Annotated in this window: 10 protein-coding genes and 1 pseudogene; 6 read left to right on the top strand and 5 right to left on the bottom strand. The window is 66.9% G+C overall.

Features of this window, described 5'->3' with window-relative positions:
• Window positions 1-261: 261 nt before the first annotated feature.
• Window positions 262-1,035, top strand: coding sequence for a 23S rRNA (uridine(2552)-2'-O)-methyltransferase (locus D3D02_RS03825; RefSeq protein ID WP_121568654.1), 774 nt, complete (start codon window positions 262-264; stop codon window positions 1,033-1,035).
• Between the two features lie 53 nt (window positions 1,036-1,088).
• On the opposite strand, the gene D3D02_RS03820 is transcribed toward D3D02_RS03825, so the two are convergent.
• The 3 genes from D3D02_RS03820 to D3D02_RS03810 all read right to left on the bottom strand — a co-directional run bounded on the left by D3D02_RS03820 (window position 1,089) and on the right by D3D02_RS03810 (window position 4,312).
• Complete coding sequence (locus D3D02_RS03820) at window positions 1,089-1,802, bottom strand: queuosine precursor transporter (RefSeq protein ID WP_121568653.1); 714 nt, start codon at window positions 1,800-1,802, stop codon at window positions 1,089-1,091.
• Window positions 1,795-1,968: a ribbon-helix-helix domain-containing protein gene (locus D3D02_RS03815; RefSeq protein ID WP_121568652.1), complete on the bottom strand. Its 174-nt coding sequence runs from the start codon at window positions 1,966-1,968 to the stop codon at window positions 1,795-1,797. Before D3D02_RS03815 ends, D3D02_RS03820 begins: the two co-directional genes overlap by 8 nt.
• Window positions 1,969-2,071: 103 nt before the next feature.
• Complete coding sequence (locus D3D02_RS03810) at window positions 2,072-4,312, bottom strand: twin-arginine translocase subunit TatC (RefSeq protein ID WP_121568651.1); 2,241 nt, start codon at window positions 4,310-4,312, stop codon at window positions 2,072-2,074.
• A 163-nt stretch (window positions 4,313-4,475) separates the two neighbouring features.
• Between D3D02_RS03810 and D3D02_RS03805 the strand changes: the two are divergent.
• A pseudogene (locus D3D02_RS03805) lies at window positions 4,476-5,990 on the top strand (twin-arginine translocase subunit TatC); the annotation flags it as partial.
• A 551-nt stretch (window positions 5,991-6,541) separates the two neighbouring features.
• Here the strand turns inward: D3D02_RS03805 and larE are convergent.
• Window positions 6,542-7,516, bottom strand: a complete 975-nt coding sequence (larE, locus tag D3D02_RS03800; protein WP_121568650.1) for an ATP-dependent sacrificial sulfur transferase LarE — start codon at window positions 7,514-7,516, stop codon at window positions 6,542-6,544.
• Window positions 7,517-7,638: 122 nt separating this feature from the next.
• Between larE and D3D02_RS03795 the strand changes: the two genes are divergently transcribed.
• The 4 genes from D3D02_RS03795 to rpiA all read left to right on the top strand — a co-directional run bounded on the left by D3D02_RS03795 (window position 7,639) and on the right by rpiA (window position 12,075).
• Window positions 7,639-9,666 carry an endonuclease MutS2 gene (locus D3D02_RS03795; protein ID WP_121568649.1) on the top strand — a complete coding sequence of 676 codons (2,028 nt, stop codon included), beginning with the start codon at window positions 7,639-7,641 and terminating at the stop codon, window positions 9,664-9,666.
• A gap of 53 nt (window positions 9,667-9,719) precedes the next feature.
• Complete coding sequence (locus D3D02_RS03790) at window positions 9,720-10,019, top strand: hypothetical protein (protein WP_121568648.1); 300 nt, start codon at window positions 9,720-9,722, stop codon at window positions 10,017-10,019.
• 159 nt (window positions 10,020-10,178) lie between these two features.
• Window positions 10,179-11,303, top strand: a complete 1,125-nt coding sequence (locus D3D02_RS03785; RefSeq protein ID WP_121568647.1) for an ORC1-type DNA replication protein — start codon at window positions 10,179-10,181, stop codon at window positions 11,301-11,303.
• A gap of 79 nt (window positions 11,304-11,382) precedes the next feature.
• The gene (gene rpiA, locus D3D02_RS03780) at window positions 11,383-12,075 is read left to right on the top strand and encodes a ribose-5-phosphate isomerase RpiA (protein ID WP_121568820.1); all 693 of its coding nucleotides are present in this window, start codon (window positions 11,383-11,385) and stop codon (window positions 12,073-12,075) included.
• Window positions 12,076-12,219: 144 nt separating this feature from the next.
• Here rpiA and D3D02_RS03775 read toward each other — a convergent pair whose 3' ends face one another.
• Window positions 12,220-12,387: a DUF1931 family protein gene (locus tag D3D02_RS03775; protein WP_121568646.1), complete on the bottom strand. Its 168-nt coding sequence runs from the start codon at window positions 12,385-12,387 to the stop codon at window positions 12,220-12,222.
• Between the last annotated feature and the right edge of the window lie 312 nt (window positions 12,388-12,699).

Raw genomic sequence — 12,699 nt, 5'->3', positions numbered from 1 at the left:
ACTTGGGCCGCTTCTGCCCACGCCTCCCTCCTCGCGAGACACCCTCGATAGTAGTTCCGCGGTCGTCTGTGGCCCCTGCCGCGTCGACGTCGCCGCCTCGAGTATTCGTGGGTGTGTTGGCGTGCCAACTCGTCAGTGTCAGTTTCTCGGGCCTCGCTCCGACGAACCTTTCCCCGCTGACCGTCTCTTAGGTCGTATGCAACCGACGCGTTCGCCCCGCGACGATCGGGCGAGAGTATCTCACGGAGGTGGGTGGTACCGATGACTGGGAAAGACCACTACTACAACAAGGCAAAGCAGGAGGGCTACCGCGCCCGCTCGGCGTACAAACTGAAGCAACTCGACGAGGAGGCGGGCCTGTTCGGTCCCGGAAACACCGTCGTCGACCTCGGTGCGGCACCCGGCGGGTGGCTCCAAGTCGCTGCCGAGGCCGTCGGCGACCGCGGCACCGTCGTCGGCGTCGACTTCCAGCGCATCCGCGACCTCGATCACGACAACGTCGAGACGGTCCGCGGCGATATGACCGACGAGGAGACGAAAGACGAACTCCGCGAGCGGATCGGCGACGATGGCGCAGACGTCGTCATCTCCGATATGGCGCCGAATATGACCGGCGAGTACTCGGTCGATCACGCGCGTTCGGTCCACCTCGCACGGCAGGCGTTCGAGGTCGCACTCGACCTGCTGCCCGCCGGCGGCGACTTCGCCGCGAAGGTGTTCGACGGTCAAGACCTCGCCGACCTGCGCGCGGAGATCGACGAGGAGTTCGAGTACGTTCGCTCGATCCGCCCGGACGCCTCTCGGGACTCCTCGTCGGAACTGTATCTCGTCGGCAAACATCGGATCACCGCGCCCGTCGAAGAAGGCGAAGAACTGGACGTCGTCGTCGACGACGTCGGCAGCGAGGGCGACGGCGTCGTCAAGATCGACGGCTACACGCTCTTCGTCGCCGGCACAGAGACGGGCGATGCGGTTCGCGTTCGGGTCACGGATCTAAAGCCGAACTTCGGCTTCGCCGAAGTCGTCGACGAATAGCGTCGTCGACCGCTTTTGCGGAACCGTGCCGGCGTTCGGGAGTCGGGAGCCGATTACTCGGCGGCCCAGGCCTCGTCCTGCGTGTCGATGTTCGACCCGCCGAAGAAGCCGACCACGGCGTAGACGAACGGCGTGTCGACGAGTGCGATGAGCAGCTTCAACAGGTACTGGCCGACGATCAGCGAGAGGATCACCGGAATCTCGAACTGGGTGCCGAAGCCGAGGACCTGCGGCGCGACGTAGAACGCGATCGCGACGAACAGCACCGTGTCGATGGCCTGGCTGGTCGCCGTCGAGGCGATGTTCCGAAGCCAGAGCATCGACTCGCCGGTGGCCTCGCGGATGCGATGGAAGACGAGGACGTCCCAGTTCTGGCTGACGAGGTACGCCAGCAGGCTCCCGAGGACGATGTTCGTCCCGGGGGCGAGCACCGCGCGATACTGCGCGGCCGACTCCGGATTCACCGCTGGTGCGAGGATCGTGCTCCAGACGAGTCCGAGGAGAATGAAGTTCATCGCGAAGCCGACGTTGACCATCACCTGCGCCGCGTGGCGGCCGTACAGTTCGGAGTAACAGTCCGACGCGAAGAACGTCAGCGCGTACGCCAGCGCTGCGCCGGGCAGGATGATGCTCGCGCCCGTCACGGGCAGTTCGACCGGGAGCCCGAACGCGAGCAATTTCGAGGCGGTCAACTGCGCCGTCGCCAGCGCCGTCACGAACAGCGCGACGAGCGCGATCCGCCCGGTCTGTGCGCGCGTCTCACTCATCGTCGATCCGTCCGTGCCGTGCGTCGATCTCGTCTAATCTATCCAGCGTCTTGCGGATCGACGCGCGAACCGCGTCGCTCCGGTTGACGAACTTCCCGTCGTCGCCGACGTGTTCGTCGAGGTCCGCGAGCAGTTCGTCGGGGATCTCTACGCTTATCTTGGCCATATCTCGGGATTCTCTCGCGAATATTTAGGGCGTTCGCTATCGACTCCGCCGATCACGAAATCCGCTGTGGGTCGCCAGTCAGCGCCGAGTGTGCCGGTTCGAGTTAGATCTCGGCGCTGCGGGACGGCGCGAGATCACGCCGTCCGCCGAGCGTGATCACGAACAGGACGCCCAGTCCGATTCCGTACGCGACCATCAGCGGGATGGTCACGAGGAACATCGTGAGCACGTCCGCGGGGGTGAAAAGCGCCGCGACGGCGAGGATGCCGACGGTCACCTCGCGCCAGCGCCCCCGCATCGTCTCGTAACCGACGCCTGCGCTGTTGAGCAGGATCATCAGGATCGGGACGTCTGCGAGGAGGCCGATGCCGGCGGTCGTGAAGAAGATGAGCCAGAAGAAGTTGGTGATGCGGTAGGCGATCACCATATTCGCCTGGACCGCGTCGTTGACCAACCAGGAGATGACCGAGGGCGCGATCGTCGTGTACCCGAGGACGAAGCCGCCGATCAGCCCCGCCGTGAGCGCGCCCGTCCACACGAAGATCGCACGACGGCGCTGCCTGACGATGTTGCGCTCTCTGAGCGCCGGCCACGCGTAGTACGCGAGCAGCGGGGCCGTCACGAGCGCGGCGACGATCGTCGAGAACTTCACCTCGAACACGAGCGCCTCCATCGGGTGCAGCGCGACGACGTTGAGCACTTCTTCGGGCCGGACCTGCGCGGGCAGGCGGCGCAGGAAATCCTCGTAGACGCGCTTGATCCCGCCGGTGTAGAGCCAGCCGAACGTGACCGCCAGCACGGTCATAAACACCCCGACGATGCGGAACGCGTTCGAGGTGACGGAGTCGAGGATGAACGCGAGGTCGGTGTAGTACCCCTCGAAGTCGTCGTCTTCGGCGTCGCTCTCGTCTGCCTCCGCCTCCGACTCTGTGGCGTCCTCCTCGTCGCCGCCGGTGAACTCCTCGAAGAAGGCGCTGCCGGCGCGGGTGGCCCGGTCACTGATCGAGGAACCGCCGCTCTTCGCGGCTTCCCCCGACGCTGCTGCTGCGTCGCCGTCGGCCGCCTCGGCGTCCGCGTCCCCGTCCGCACCACCGTCCTGGTCGAAGCGGTCGACGATGGCCCGCGCTTTCGCCTTGTCGCCGGCGTCGAGCGCGTCGCCCGCGGCCGCCATCGCCTCGTCTTCGTCCATCGCGGCGAACACTTCCGGTGGGGCCGAGCGGACGCCCTGAACGTCGAGGTCGGCGAGGTCGATGGCGGTCGGATCGCCGATGCCGGCCTCTACGACCGCGAGGTCGTCGATGTCCTGATAGACGAAGTAGCCGACGGCGACGGCGGCAGCCAGAACCGCCGCGACGAGTACGTAGAGCCCGAGCAGCGCCGTCGACTCCGGCGCGAAGACGACGTAGTCGCTCCCGATAACGTCGAGTCCCTGATTGAGATAGCCGACGCCCCCGCGCTCGAAGAAGGCGTAGACGAGGAGTCCGCCGACGACGCCGACACCCGCGATCGAGTTCCAGTGGGCGCTGACCGTCCCCGCGACGTCCATCTGCTCGCTGCCGCGGCGAGCGGTGGTGACGATCTTCGCGAGATAGAGGCTGACGGCGTAGAGCGTCAGGACGGGGATCGCCCACATAATCTGCGTGAACGGGTCCGGCGGCGTGAACATCGCGCCGGCGGCGAAGACACCGACGGCGGCGTGGCGCCACTTGTCGCGGAAGGTCTCGTAGGGAACGATCTCGGCGTACGAGAGCCCGGTCATCGCGAGCGGGAGTTGACTCGCGAGACCGAACGAGACGGTGAGCAGGAAGATGAACTGCGCCCACTTGACGATGGAATACGTCGGCGTGAACCCGGCGGCGATGGCGTTCTGTGCGAGGAAGGCGAACGTGAACGGGAAGAAGACGTAGTAGCCGTAGGCCACGCCGAGCACGAACAGGCCGACCATCCCGGAGAGAATGAGCACGAGCTGCCAGACGGGGACCGGCGAGGAGGGCCAGAACCCGCGCACTTTCAGCGCGTCTCTGGCGAAGTAGACGAATACGGGTGCGGCGAGGATGACCCCGACGGCGAGACCGATCTTCGCCTGCAAGAGGATGACGTCGAACGGCGTCTGTGCGATGATCGAGACCTCGCCGCTCACCTGTGCGGACATCTGGGCTCTCGTGACCCGTTTGAAGAAGTCCCACACGAAGAGCCGGAGCGCGTAGAACGTGCCGAGAAAGCCGATCAGGAAGAAGATGAAGACTTTCTGGAGGTCCTTCTGCGCGGCTCGAAGCATCGCGCCGGCGGTCTCCCGCCCGGCGTCGAGTGTCTCTCTCGTGTCGTCGTCGAGCGCGCTAGACATACGTGAAGTGAGCCCGCTCGCAGTTATCAATCTTTTCGACCGCCGCGCCGGCGCGTCCGGGCCGCGGCGGCCGGCCGTCGCCGTCTTACTGGTGGACGGAGGCCGCACGGCAACGCGCCGATGCGGAAAGGCCTATAAGATCCGGGCGGCGAAACTCTGGTGAATGGCCGACGATTCGGAGCACGCGGACCAGACGCCCGATGCCGACGCATCTACGGCCGATGCAGACTCGTCAGACGCTGCCGCGGATTCATCTCGCGCCGACTCGTCCCCGGACGACGCGGCGCAGTCCGACACCGACGGAGCGCCGTCTGCGGCCGACGACGTGCCCGAATCGTCTGCTCACGACTCAGCCTCGGACGCAGAATCAGGCGACGACTCCGAAACCGCGTCCGACGACGACTCCGAACCGGGACCTGGTGCGTCCACCGACGCCGATAGCGATTCTGACTCGTCTCCTGACGCCGATAGCGACGCCGACTCGTCCATCGATGCCGAATCACCCGCCGAAGTCGATGCGGCGGCGACGGTCGACGAACTGACGGCCGACGATGATGCCGGTGACTCCGAAGACGGCGAGTCCGAAGACGGCGATTTGAACGATTCGCCCACCGGTGACGGAGACTCCGACGACACGGCGCCGGCTGACGACGCCAACTCCGAAACGCCTGACCCCGACTCCGCGACGTCGGACCCTGACGTCGACGCGGATACGACCGACTCGGACGCCGATACTGATGATCCGGCCCCTGCGACCTTCGATCCCGACGCCGCTGCCCCCGAAGCGGCCGTCGGCGACGACCCGGCCGTCGCCGACACGGACGGCGGCGCCCCGGCGAACGCAGAGGCCGGTCCCGGCCCCGGGGCCGCAGAGATCTCAGAGCCCGGCGTCGACGAGGGATTCGTCTCCGAAGGCCCCGAGAGCGACGAGGAGATGCCGCTTGCGGCTCACATCGAGGAGATGATCCGCCGACTGGCGGTCGTCCTCGGGATCGGCGGCATCGTCACGCTCCTGCTGTATCCCGGTGCCGACCTCGTCAACTCCGCGTTCGGTCTGAACCTCGTCAGTTCCACCGAGGTCATCGACTTCCTCTGGAACAAGCACATCCCCGGCGCGCCGGAGATGGTCGACCGCCGACCGCGCGTGTACGGCCCGCTCGAACTCCTCTTGACCGAACTGAAGGTCGCCGCGCTCGGTGGCCTCGTGGTCGGCTTACCGGCGTTCGTCTACGAGACGTATCTGTTTATGCGACCGGGACTGTACCCCAAAGAACGGCGCTACTACCTCGCTGCGGTCCCGACGAGCCTGATTCTCGCATTCGTCGGCATCTCCTTCGCGCACTTCCTCGTCCTCCCCGCGATCTTCGCGTACTTCACCTCTTATACCACCGGGACGGCGCTCGTGGCGTTCGGCCTCAAGGAGACGTTCAACCTCATCCTCATCCTGATGGGGTACAACGCCATCATCTTCCAGATCCCGCTGTTCGTGATGCTGGCGATTATGATGAACCTCGTCACGCGGCGGTGGCTCGAAGACCGCCGCCTCCTCTTTTGGGGGACGTTCCTCGGCCTCGCGTTCCTCGTCAGCCCCGACCCGACCGGGATGGCCCCGATCATCATCGGCGCGACGATGATCACGCTGTTCGAGGGGACGCTGTTCGTGCTGCGGTGGACCGGGAGAGGGTCGCTGGCTCCCACCGCGGAGGGACTGGCGGCCCGCCGCCCCTATGCTGCCGTGCTCGCAGCCCTCGTCGGGTACCTTCTCAGTTCCCTGCCGGCTCCGACGGGCTATTACGACCTTCTTCCCTCGGTGGCCGTCGAGACGCTCACGGCCAACGGCCTCGCGGTCTACACGCCTTTGATCATCGCGGGCGTCCTCGTCGGGGTGTTCGAACTCGTGTCGCTCCTCCTGCGCCGCTACGGCCGCTCGCGGCGGATGCTGCGGGCCCGTCTCGCGGTCGACACTGCCCGCCGTCCGGTGTGGCTGCTCGCCGTCGTCGTGGGGTATCTCGGTAGCCCCGATCCGGCCTTCCTCCAGTGGGTCACTGAGCTGAATCTTCGCCCGGCGCTGGCCGGCGGGATCGCGGTCGGGTTGGTGCTCGGCTACGAGGTGCTTCGTCTGCTGCTTGCGGCCCGCGAAGATCGTGCGGCCTGAGCTCTTGGATCTCCGTGCCCTTCCGGACGGATAGAATCAGGGCCACAACGCTCCGACTACCGGCTGCCGCGACTTCACTCGCTGGCGGTCGGGTACTCGGCCGCGAACACGTCTTCGACGAGCGGTTCGTCGTCCGACTCGTCGCCGTCGGCGTCGCCCTGCTCGTCCTCGCCCGCTGGACTGACGCTGCCGGTCTGATACCCGTGGAGATCGAGCGTCACGTGCTCGAAGCCGAGATCCGTGAGGTGCTCGCGCGCGGCGACGACGAAGTCGTGATTGAGCGCCGCCTCCAGTTCGTCGGCGGCGATCTCGATCCGCGCGAGACCGTCGTGGTCGCGGACGCGGAACTGCGAGAAGCCCCACTCCCGGAGCACGCGCTCGGCCTTCTCGACGCGCGTGAGTCGCTCGGTCGTCACTTCGAGCCCCGTGGGAATCCGCGAGGAGAGACACGCCATCGAGGGCTTGTCCGCGACCGAGAGTCCGCACTCCTCGGCGATCGCGCGGACTTCGTCTTTCTCGATGCCGGCTTCCAGGAGCGGTGAGCGGACGTCGAGTTCGTCGACGGCGCGAAGTCCCGGTCGGTGCCCCTCGCCGGGATCGGAAGCGTTGGTCCCGTCACAGACCGTCCCGATCCCGAGGTCGCGGGCCGCCTCGTACATCCGGCCCAGTCGCATCGTCCGGCAGTGATAACACCGGTCGCCGTCGTTGACGACGAAGTCGGGGTTGTCGAGTTCGGAGAACTCGACGATCTCGTGGCGGATGCCGATCTCGTCGGCGACGCGGCGGGCGTCGTCGAGTTCGGCCGCTGGGAGAGTCTCCGACTTGGCGGTACACGCCACCGCGTCGTCGCCGAGCGCGTCGTGCGCCAAGGTGGCGACCACCGCGGAGTCGACGCCGCCGGAGAACGCGATCAGGACGCCGTCGCGTTCGCCGAGCGACTCGCGGACCGCCGCTGCTTTCTCCGTCACCGACTGTGCGTCGGCGTCCTCGCTCCCAGTCGTCTTGACAGCGGCGTCGACGTCGGCGTCCGCACCCGTCTCGGTTCGCATACCCGCACTACCGGGTGCAGTCTCAAAAGCACGTTGTCGTAGACGCCGCGGCGGATCGGGCCGTGTCATCTGAGCCGCACACCCGTAACGTTTTGTCCGATCGCGAGCGAAGGCATCCTCGAATGGAGTTCGAGGCCATCCCGGGGGTCGGCGAGAAGACGGCAGCGGCGCTGTCGGAACTCGACGACGCCGAACGGGCACTCAGCGAGGGCGACGTGGCGACGCTGGCTCGCGCACCAGGGCTCTCGGAAGGACGGGCGGCCGCCGTCGCCCGCGGGGCGATCCGCCGCCGACACGACGACGACGGCGGCTTTCTTGCGACCGATCGGGCCCGAGAGATCTACGACGACGTCCTCGGCCTCCTCCGTGAGCGGACCGTCACCGACTACGCCGCAAAGCGCGTCGCGACGCTCTACCCGACGCAGTCGGCCTCGCGGATCGCGGAGGTCCGGGCGTTCGTCGACCGTGCGACCGAGCGCGATCCCGACCCCGCGGCTCTCGACGCGCTCGACGGCGTCGAACCGCTCGCACCGCCGTCGCCTCGTCGCGTCCGCGATCGCTGTCTCGCCACGGCCGACGCCGAGCGCTTCGCGGCGGCCGAGGGGGCGTTTCCGGAACTCTCTGTCGAAGTCGTCGAGGACACCCGCGGACTCGCCGAACTCGCCCGTTCGTACTCGACTGTCGTGGCCCTCGACGAGCAGTTCGCCGGCGTCGACGTCGAGGGCGACGTCCGCGTGCGTCCCGACGCGCTCGACCACCCCGACGAGATCGTCCCCGAGCGCGTTCTGGCGTTCTTCGCGGAGAACCGCTCGCGGATCCTCGCGGCCGCGGAAGTGCACGAGGCGGCCGGTATGGACGCACCGTGCGATCTCGACGCCCTCCGCGACGCGCTCGCTCGGCTCGACGACGACGGGACGATCGTCGGCGACGCGGAACTGGATCGCCTCACCACCGCGGTCGACGACCTCGATGCCACGGTCGCCACCGCCGAGTCCGTCGCCAACGACCGCCTCCGCGACGCGATCCGCGAGCGTGACGTCACCATCGAGGGAACGGACTTCCTCTCGCTGGTCGAACAGGGTGCGCGCGTCGATTCACTCTTGGATCGCGAACTCGACGACGAGTACGACGACGCCGTCGCGGCCGCGCGTGAGCACCTCGTCGACGCGCTCGACCTCCGTCCCGAAGAGGCGGACTTCGCCGAGCGGGCCTTCCCGAACGACCCCGCGTTTCCCGTCGAACACGAGTCGTCGGTCGTCTCGCGGCTCCGCACGGAACTCAAAGCGGGCCGCGACCGCCGGGCCGCCCGCCTCAAGCGCGAACTCGCGGCGGATCTCTCGGCGCTTCGCGACCCCGTCGAGGCGCTCGTCCGCGACGCGCTCGAAGTCGACGTCGAATATGCCGTCGCCCGATTCGCTGACGATTTCGACTGCACGCTCCCCGAGTTCGTGGACGGACTGGACACCGACCCGAGCGGAACCGGGCGAGAAGGCGGGACTGCGAGCGACGCCCACGGCTTCGTCGTCGAGGGTGGCCGCTCGCCGCTCTTGGACGTCGCCTTCGCCGAGGTCGACCCCGTCGATTACGGCGTCTCGGGGGCGACGTTGCTGTCGGGCGTCAACTCCGGCGGGAAGACGTCGACGCTCGACCTCGTTGCGCTCGTCGTCGTTCTCGCGCAGATGGGGCTGCCCGTCCCCGCCGAGCGCGTCGAACTCGAACGCTTCTCGGAGCTGCACTACTACGCGAAGACGCAGGGGACGCTCGACGCTGGGGCGTTCGAGAGCACGCTGCGGGACTTCCGAAGCCTGGCCGACGGCGCGACGAACCGGCTCGTCCTCGTCGACGAACTGGAGAGCATCACCGAACCCGGCGCGTCCGCGAAGATCGTCGCCGGCATCCTGGAGGCGCTCGACGAACAGGCCGCGACGGCCGTCTTCGTCTCCCACCTGGCGGGCGAGATCCGCGACGCCGCGGACTTCGACGTCGCCGTCGACGGCATCCAGGCGCTGGGCCTCGAAGACGGCGAACTCGTGGTGGACCGATCGCCGGTCAAAGACCACCTCGCGCGCTCGACGCCCGAACTCATCGTCGAGAAACTGGCCGACGGCGACGAATCGGGCTTCTACGACCGATTGCTGCGGAAGTTCTGATTCGACCCACTTCCGAGCGGAGATTTTTCATTCAGTTCGGCGAACGAACACGTATGGCCCCCGAAACGTCCGCCGACGAGGAGAGCCGTGACGCGCCGCTCGCGCCCGACAGCGACGCCACCTACGATCTCGTCTATCGCGCCACCCGCGACGCGATCTGGGACGTACTGGGGGCGGCGATGCTCATCCTGTTTTACCTCGCACTCGCGGCGATCAGCCTCTCGATCGCCTTTGCAGGCATCGGCCCGTACCTCCGCGGCTCGGCGTCGCACACCGCGCTCGCCGTCGGTCTCGTCGCACTCGCTGTTGGCTTCGTCGCCGTCTACCGCGTGTTCCGGCTCGTCACCGAGTGAGCAGGTCCTTTCGGTCGGCGGCACTATCGTAGCGTTTGCACCGTTTTGACGCGCCCGATCGCACGACAGCGAACCGACCGGCTGTGCGATCAGTTGCAAACGCTACGACATCCGTCGCCTGGGGAACCGTTAAGTAGACTCCTCGACGTGGTTGAATCGATGAGGGACGACCCCGACGAGGGGATGCTGTCGTGGGACGAGTCCGTCTTCCGCGACGAACACGTCTTCGAGATCGACTACGTCCCCGAGACGTTCGAGCACCGCGAGAGTCAACTGGAGAGTCTGAAGTACGCACTCAGACCCGCCGTCCGTGGCTCGCGCCCCCTGAACACGATGGTCCGCGGGCCGCCGGGAACGGGCAAGACGACCGCGGTGCAGAAACTCTTCGGCGAACTCGGCGCGCAGGGCGGCGTCGAGACCGTTCGTGTCAACTGTCAGGTCGACTCGACGCGCTATGCCGTCTTCTCGCGTATCTTCGAGCACATCTTCGAGTACGAACCGCCCTCTTCGGGCATCTCGTTCAAGAAACTGTTCGGACAGATCACCGACCGACTGGTCGAAGAAGACGAGGTGCTCGCAGTCGCCCTCGACGACGTGAACTATCTGTTCTACGAGAACGAGGCCTCCGATACGCTCTACTCGCTCCTCCGGGCGCACGAGGCGCATTCGGGTGCCAGAATCGGCGTCGTCGTCATCTCCTCGGACCTCTCGCTCGACGTGATCGACGAACTCGACGGGCGGGTCCAGAGCGTCTTCCGGCCCGAGGAGGTGTACTTCCCCGTCTACGACGTCGACGAGATCGTCGACATCCTCCGCGAGCGCGCCCGTCGCGGTTTCCACGAAGGCGTCGTGGGCGCGCCCGAACTCGACCGCGTCGCCGAACTCACCGCCGAGAGCGGCGATCTCCGAGTCGGGATCGACCTCCTGCGCCGCGCCGGACTCCACGCGGAGATGCGCGCCAGTCGCACCGTCGCCGTCGAGGACGTCGAGGCCGCCTACGAGAAGTCGAAGTACGTCCACCTCTCGCGGAGTCTCCGCGGTCTCTCGGATCGCGAGCGCGACCTCGTCCGCGTCGTCGCCGAACACGACGGCGGTCAGGCCGGAGAGGTGTACGAAGCCTTCCGCGAGGAGACCGGCCTCGGCTACACCCGCTACTCCGAGATCGTCAACAAACTGGACCGCCTCGGGGTCGTCGACGCCGACTACGCCGACATCGACGGTCGCGGCCGATCGCGGTCGCTGTCGTTGGCGTACGACGCCGACGCCGTCGTAGAGCGACTGTAGGGCCGGCACCAGCGCCGCTGTCGAATGCCACCGACTGCGGAGCGGAAGCTTTGTGCCGCGCGTCGCCGAGACGACGCGTATGAAGACGACCGGCGGAACCGACGACCAGAAGCGACGCGCGGGTGAACGCGCGGCCGAACTCGTCTCCGACGGCGACGTCGTCGGCCTCGGCACCGGCAGCACGGCCGCGCACGCGATCCGCGCGATCGGCCGGGCGGTCGCGGACGGTCTCGACGTCCGCGGCGTCCCGACATCGTTCGACTCCCGTGCGCTCGCCCGCGAAGCGGGGATTCCGCTCCGCTCGCTCGATGAGATCGACGGCGTCGACGTCGCGATCGACGGCGCGGACCAACTCGATCGAAACCTGGCGGCGATCAAAGGCGGCGGCGCGGCCCACGCCCGCGAGAAAGTCGTCGACGCGGCGGCGGACCGCTTCGTCGTCGTCGCCGATCCCACGAAAGTCGTCGAGACGCTCTCGCGCTCGGTGCCGGTCGAAGTGCTCCCAGACGCCCGGGCGGCCGTCGAACGCGACGTCGCGGATCTCGGCGGGGACGCGGCGCTCCGTCGGGCCGAGCGCAAGGACGGACCGGTCGTCACCGACAACGGGAATCTGGTTCTCGACTGCGAGTTCGGCACGGTCGACGATCCCGACGGACTCGCACGGGACCTCTCCCGGCTCCCGGGCGTCGTCGAACACGGGCTCTTCGTGGATCTCGTCGACGAGGCGTACGTGGGGACAGACGACGGCGTCGACGTCCGTACTCGGGAGTAGCCGGGTTCGTTACCGTGTATTGACCGCTGTTCGAGCAGTCGGCGGCGCTATCGCCGGTCGCTGTCGGTATCGGGGCCGCTACGATCGGCGGCGCTATCGCTGGTCGGCGTCGTGGCCACAAAAAATCGGGATCGAATCGCCGGTTTACAGGTCGCGGGGCTGGACCGTCTTGCGGTCGTTCTCTTCCGCGCGACGGGCGGCGTCTTCGAGCAGTTCGTTCACTTCTGCGTCGAGTGCATCGTAGAAGTCAGAAGCGACGTTCTTGTCCTGGAGCGCTTCCTTGACGGCTGCCTTGACAATGAGGTCTGCCATACACGTCCTCCTATATCGGCACTATATAAAAATATTTTCCAAAACGCCGGCGTCTCCGTCCATACGGGTCGTCTATGGGGTTTCCTATGGGAATGATTTATATACTCGGGGGGCACATTAACCCTTCCTTTCGATATTGGGCGATACGGGCCACAAGCGGGCCCACATCGGGTGACCGACCGCTCGATTCGGTCGTCGCCGAGTCGCCCGCAGTGAGACGCGCTGGGACTGTCGGACGTCTGTAGCGAAGTTCGTCACTCTGGCGATGGCTATCCTGAAAACAGCTCTATCCGACAGTACGAAACGACAGGT

The sequence above is a fragment of the Halobellus sp. Atlit-38R genome, from assembly GCF_003665925.1.
Lineage (GTDB): Archaea > Halobacteriota > Halobacteria > Halobacteriales > Haloferacaceae > Haloquadratum > Haloquadratum inordinatus.
This window is presented reverse-complemented; position numbering and strand designations above follow the sequence as displayed.

Bases quoted from the DNA above. Each gene is read 5' to 3' on its own strand.
- D3D02_RS03825 (WP_121568654.1), top strand. From the start codon at position 262: ATGACTGGGAAAGACCACTACTACAACAAGGCAAAGCAGGAGGGCTAC.
- D3D02_RS03820 (WP_121568653.1), bottom strand. From the start codon at position 1,802: ATGAGTGAGACGCGCGCACAGACCGGGCGGATCGCGCTCGTCGCGCTG.
- D3D02_RS03815 (WP_121568652.1), bottom strand. From the start codon at position 1,968: ATGGCCAAGATAAGCGTAGAGATCCCCGACGAACTGCTCGCGGACCTC.
- D3D02_RS03810 (WP_121568651.1), bottom strand. From the start codon at position 4,312: ATGTCTAGCGCGCTCGACGACGACACGAGAGAGACACTCGACGCCGGG.
- larE (WP_121568650.1), bottom strand. From the start codon at position 7,516: ATGCGAACCGAGACGGGTGCGGACGCCGACGTCGACGCCGCTGTCAAG.
- D3D02_RS03795 (WP_121568649.1), top strand. From the start codon at position 7,639: ATGGAGTTCGAGGCCATCCCGGGGGTCGGCGAGAAGACGGCAGCGGCG.
- D3D02_RS03790 (WP_121568648.1), top strand. From the start codon at position 9,720: ATGGCCCCCGAAACGTCCGCCGACGAGGAGAGCCGTGACGCGCCGCTC.
- D3D02_RS03785 (WP_121568647.1), top strand. From the start codon at position 10,179: ATGAGGGACGACCCCGACGAGGGGATGCTGTCGTGGGACGAGTCCGTC.
- rpiA (WP_121568820.1), top strand. From the start codon at position 11,383: ATGAAGACGACCGGCGGAACCGACGACCAGAAGCGACGCGCGGGTGAA.
- D3D02_RS03775 (WP_121568646.1), bottom strand. From the start codon at position 12,387: ATGGCAGACCTCATTGTCAAGGCAGCCGTCAAGGAAGCGCTCCAGGAC.